General features: G+C 57.2%; 2 tRNA genes and 3 rRNA genes. All 5 read right to left on the bottom strand.

The annotated features are described in order from the left end of the window. Positions 1 to 5: 5 nt before the first annotated feature. The 5 genes from rrf to BUC30_RS15715 all read right to left on the bottom strand — a co-directional run bounded on the left by rrf (position 6) and on the right by BUC30_RS15715 (position 5,034). Positions 6 to 120: ribosomal RNA gene (gene rrf / locus BUC30_RS15695) — 5S ribosomal RNA — on the bottom strand. A gap of 96 nt (positions 121 to 216) precedes the next feature. Further along, positions 217 to 3,120: ribosomal RNA gene (locus BUC30_RS15700) — 23S ribosomal RNA — on the bottom strand. A 175-nt stretch (positions 3,121 to 3,295) separates the two neighbouring features. Then, positions 3,296 to 3,368, bottom strand: a tRNA-Ala gene (locus BUC30_RS15705). Positions 3,369 to 3,374: 6 nt separating this feature from the next. Next, a tRNA-Ile gene (locus tag BUC30_RS15710) sits at positions 3,375 to 3,448 on the bottom strand. An 87-nt stretch (positions 3,449 to 3,535) separates the two neighbouring features. After that, positions 3,536 to 5,034, bottom strand: a 16S ribosomal RNA gene (locus tag BUC30_RS15715). Together the 16S, 23S and 5S rRNA genes with 2 tRNA genes alongside form the textbook arrangement of a ribosomal RNA operon. Between the last annotated feature and the right edge of the window lie 4 nt (positions 5,035 to 5,038).

Below are 5,038 nucleotides of genomic sequence, written 5' to 3' on the forward strand. Positions count from 1 at the left end.
CGTGAATCCAGCGGCGACCTACTCTCCCGGGCCCGGGGGCCAGGTACCATCGGCGATCTGAGGCTTAACTTCCGTGTTCGGGATGGGAACGGGTGTGACCCTCACTCGATAACCGCTGAAACAATATCTTTGACATGGAAACTCAATCAAGCTTCAGTGCTGAAGCGTAGTGGGTTCGGGCTGCTCACGCAGCGGATGAACCAAATCGTTGAAAGAAAGGAAAAGCGTCTCACGGGCTATTAGTACCGCTCGGCTCAACGTGTCGCCACGCTTACACCTGCGGCCTATCGACGTCGTAGTCTCCGACGGCCCTTCAGGGGGTTGCCCCCGCGAGACCTGATCTTGGGAATGGCTTCACGCTTAGATGCCTTCAGCGTTTCTCCAATCCGGACATGGCTACCCGGCAGTGCCGCTGGCGCGACAGCCGGTACACCGGAGGTCCGTCCGTCCCGGTCCTCTCGTACTAAGGACAGCTTCCCTCAAGTCTCGAACGCCCACACCGGATAGGGACCAAACTGTCTCACGACGTTTTGAACCCAGCTCGCGTGCCGCTTTAATTGGCGAACAGCCAAACCCTTGGGACCTTCTCCAGCCCCAGGATGCGACGAGCCGACATCGAGGTGCCAAACCTCCCCGTCGCTATGAACGCTTGGGGGAGATCAGCCTGTTATCCCCAGAGTACCTTTTATCCATTGAGCAACGGCCTTTCCACGCTGTACCGCGGGATCACTAAGCCCTACTTTCGTACCTGCTCGACGTGTCCGTCTCGCAGTCAAGCTCCCTTATGCCTTTGTGCTCTGCGCGCGATTGCCGACCGCGCTGAGGGAACCTTTGGATGCCTCCGTTACCTTTTGGGAGGCGACCGCCCCAGTCAAACTGACCATCAGACACGGTCCCTGTCCCGGATGACGGGACGAGGTTAGATCTCAAAACGGGCAAGGGTGGTATTTCAAGGACGGCTCCCCGACGACTGGCGTCGCCGACTCGTAGCCTCCCACCTATCCTACACATGCCAGCCCTAAAACCAATGTCAAAATACAGTGAAGGTTCATGGGGTCTTTCCGTCCAGGTGCGGGTTGCCGGCATCTTCACCGGCACTGCAATTTCGCCGAGTCCCGGGAGGAGACAGTGCAGAAGTCGTTACACGATTCGTGCAGGTCGGAACTTACCCGACAAGGAATTTCGCTACCTTAGGACCGTTATAGTTACGGCCGCCGTTTACCGGGGCTTCGATTCAGGGCTTCGCTTGCGCTGACCCCTCCTGTTAACCTTCCGGCACCGGGCACGTGTCAGACCATATACGTCCACTTGCGTGTTAGCATGGCCCTGTGTTTTTGGTAAACAGTCGCTTCTGCCGTTTCCCTGCGACCTCCAGAGGCTCCGCGCTGTTCACGCTCACCACCGGAGGCTCCCCTTATCCCGAAGTTACGGGGTTAATTTGCCGAGTTCCTTCTCCCGAGTTGTCTCGAGCACCTTAGGCTATTCGCCTCGTCCACCTGTGTCGGTTTACGGTACGGGCCTCCGTTCGCTCCCTTAGCGGTTTTTCCTGGCACGGTCCATCGCGGCGCCCCTTCCGGCCGAAGCCTTCCGGGGGTCCGGAGCCTGGGGCATGTGCAGGGGGGATTTGCCGCCCCTGCGCCTCGCACTCCTTCAGCGGCATCCATCGGCCGCCCCGTGAATTCCCATGCGTCGCCGCGTCGGTCATGACGCTTATCGGAGGGTCCAGGAATGTTCGCCTGGTCGTCATCGGCTACGCCTCTCGGCCTCGTCTTAGATCCCGACTGACCCCGGGAGGATTATCCTTGCCCGGGAACCCTTGGACTTACGGTGTGCGGGTTTTTCACCCGCATTTTCGCATACTCATGCCAGCATTCTCGTTTCCGGTGCCTCCAGCGGGCATCGCCACCCGCCTTCCCAGGCCTGCGGAACGCTCTCCTACCGCTCCATTGCTGGAGCCCACGACTTCGGTGACGTGCTTAGTCCCGATCATTTTTGGCGCGGAGCCGCTTGACCAGTGAGCTATTACGCTTTCTTTAAAGGATAGCTGCTTCTAAGCTAACCTCCTGGCTGTCTGTGCAGCTCCACATCCTTTCCCACTTGGCACGTACTTGGGGACGCTTAGTCGGTGGTCAGGGTTGTTTCCCTTTCGTCTACGGATCTTATCACTCGCAGGCTGTCTGCCATGCATCGCGTTCACGGTATTCGGAGTTTGATAGGGTTTGGTAAGCGGGTGTGCCCCCTAGTCCTGCCAGTGCTCTACCCCCGTGAAGCTAACATGACGCCATACCTAAATATGTTTCGGAGAGAACAAGCTATCGCCCAGTTTGATTGGCCTTTCACCCCTACCCACAGCTCGTCCGAACACGTTTCAATGTATATCGGTTCAGCCCTCCACGGAATGTTACTTCCGCTTCAGCTTGGCCATGGGTAGATCACTAAGGCTTCGTGTCTGCCGTGTACGACTGGTCGCCCAGTTGAGACTCGCTTTCGCTTCGGCTCCGGACCTGAGGCCCTTAACCTTGCCGTACACGAGCAACTCGCTGGCTCATTAAACAAAAGGCACGCCGTCAGGAGGATGAATCCTCCCTCCGACAGAATGTATGCACGCGGTTTCAGGCGCTATTTCACTCCCCTCTCGGGGTGCTTTTCACCTTTCCCTCATGGTACTGTGCACTATCGGTCATCCGCTCGTATTTAGCCTTGGAGGGTGGTCCCCCCGTCTTCAGGCAGGATTTCACGTGTCCCGCCCTACTCTTCGACGGACATCAGATTCCAGATCGCTACAGGCCTGTCACCTGCTGTGGGGGGGCTTTCCATCCCGCTTCGCTCTCTGTCCACTGTATGCAACCCGTCTGGGCTCCTCCCGGTTCGCTCACCACTACTGCGGGAATCTCGGTTGATTTCTTTTCCTCCGGGTACTGAGATGTTTCAGTTCCCCGGGTTTGCCTCCGCAGGGCTATGTATTCACCCTGAGGATACGCTTGCGCGTGGGTTTCCCCATTCGGATCCCCCATGGTCAAAGGCCCTTTGCGCCTCGCATGGGACTTTCGGGGCTTGGCCCGTCCTTCGTCGCCGGCGGATGCCTAGGCATCCCCCGCGTGCATTCCTTCGCTTAAATCCTAATTCCAGCGATTCAGCTCTGTTCTGCCGCATGAGCAGCTCGAATCCACCTGTTTTTCTATTGGTGCTTCAAGTCACTCTGTATGCTTGATTGCTTTGTTAGTTTCCATGCCGAAATTTCAATATTCTCAGTGACTTCGATGAGTCGCTGACGTTGCACCCGGTCGGTGCTTCCTGGAGCTAAGGAGACTCGAACTCCTAACATCCAGCTTGCAAAGCTGGCGCTCTACCAGTTGAGCTATAACCCCTGAAAGTGGGCCTGAATGGACTTGAACCATTGACCCCCGCCTTATCAGAGCGGTGCTCTAACCAGCTGAGCTACAGACCCGGGCTCTAAAAGAATCGGAGATGTACTTGAGGTGACGACGTCTCTGAAAAACAGGCTGTCGGAACCTGGGTTCCAGATTTACTCCTTAAAGGAGGTAATCCAGCCGCACCTTCCGGTACGGCTACCTTGTTACGACTTAGCCCCAGTCAAAGGTCTTGCTTTAGGCGCTTGCACGACTTAGAGCACTCCCTTCTCCCATGGCTTGACGGGCGGTGTGTACAAGGCCCGGGAACGTATTCACCGTGGTGTGCTGACCCACGATTACTAGCGATTCCAGCTTCACGGAGTCGAGTTGCAGACTCCGATCCGAACTGAGGACGGCTTTGAGGATTGGCTCCGCCTCGCGGCGTTGCGACCCATTGTACCGACCATTGTAGCACGTGTGTAGCCCAGGATGTAAGGGCCATGAGGACTTGACGTCATCCACACCTTCCTCCGGGTTGTCCCCGGCAGTCTCTCCAGAGGGCCCCCTTGCGGGTGGCAACTGGAAACGTGGGTTGCGCTCGTTGCGGGACTTAACCCAACATCTCACGACACGAGCTGACGACAGCCATGCAGCACCTGTGCGGAACGTTGCATTGCTGCAAAACGGCGATCTCTCGCCGCGGCGTTCCCATGTCAAACCCTGGTAAGGTTCTGCGCGTTGCTTCGAATTAAACCACATGCTCCACCGCTTGTGCGGGCCCCCGTCAATTCCTTTGAGTTTCATACTTGCGTACGTACTCCCCAGGCGGCATACTTAACGCGTTGGCTACGGTACCCGGGGGAACCCCCGGACACCCAGTATGCATTGTTTACGGTGCGGACTACCAGGGTATCTAATCCTGTTTGCTACCCGCACTTTCGAGCCTCAGCGTCGATGAGTCCCCAGCAGGCTGCCTTCGCCATCGGTGTTCTTCCTGATCTCTACGCATTCCACCGCTACACCAGGAATTCCGCCTGCCCCTGAACTATCCAAGAGATCCAGTTCGGACTGCAGAGCCGGGGTTGGGCCCCGGGATTGTACAATCCGCTTGAATCTCCGCCTACGCTCCCTTTACGCCCAGTAATTCCGAACAACGCTTGCACCCCTCGTATTACCGCGGCTGCTGGCACGAAGTTTGCCGGTGCTTCCTCTCAAGGTACATTCAATCCCGTCCGTAGGCGGGCCTTATTCCCTCATGACAGTGGTTTACACACCGAAATGCTTCTTCCCACACGTGGCGTTGCTGCATCAGGGTTTCCCCCATTGTGCAATATTCCCTACTGCTGCCTCCCGTAGGAGTCTGGGCCGTATCTCAGTCCCAATGTGGCCGATCACCCTCTCAGGCCGGCTACCGATCGTCGCCTTGGTGGGCCGTTGCCCCGCCAACTAGCTAATCGGACGCAAGCTCATCCCATACCGATAAATCTCTAGTCAACCCCCCATGCAGGGGGCCACTCTCCTGGACATTAACCGCGCGTTGGCACGGGTATTTCCTGATATGGGGCAGATTGCTTACGCGTTACTCACCCGTTCGCCGCTCGGCATTGCTGCCTCGCTCGACTTGCATGTATAAGACACGCCACCAGCGTTCGTTCTGAGCCAGGATCAAACTCTTCATTGATTTT

Source organism: Fibrobacter sp. UWB7 (genome assembly GCF_900142945.1).
Lineage (GTDB): Bacteria > Fibrobacterota > Fibrobacteria > Fibrobacterales > Fibrobacteraceae > Fibrobacter.